Raw genomic sequence first — 260 nt, 5'->3', positions numbered from 1 at the left:
CGCTGCCAAGCGAGAAGCAGACCGATCTGCAAACCTACCTTACCGCCAACACGCCAAAACCGCTGCTGGAAGGCCAGGTAAACTACTGGGGCAACTACCCGAAATTCTTCGTCTCTATGATGAAGGCCTTCTTTGGTGATAAAGCGACGGCGGAAAATAGCTGGGGCTTTGACTGGTTGCCGAAGTGGGATAAAGGCTACGACGTCCTGCAATACTTCGAGATGATGAAAGAGGGCAAGGTCAATGGCTATATCTGCCAG

At 51.9% G+C, this 260-nt stretch carries 1 protein-coding gene; it reads left to right on the top strand.

Annotated features, from left to right (window positions below; genetic code table 11):
• Window positions 1-260: hypothetical protein (locus SB765_RS30920; RefSeq protein WP_410932660.1), on the top strand; the 260-nt coding region annotated here is incomplete at both ends.

This window comes from Pseudomonas sp. SIMBA_067 (assembly GCF_046534675.1).
GTDB classification, from domain to species: Bacteria; Pseudomonadota; Gammaproteobacteria; order Pseudomonadales; family Pseudomonadaceae; genus Aquipseudomonas; species Aquipseudomonas putida.
Note: the sequence above shows the minus strand (reverse complement) of the source record. Positions and strands in the feature narration are given on the sequence as shown.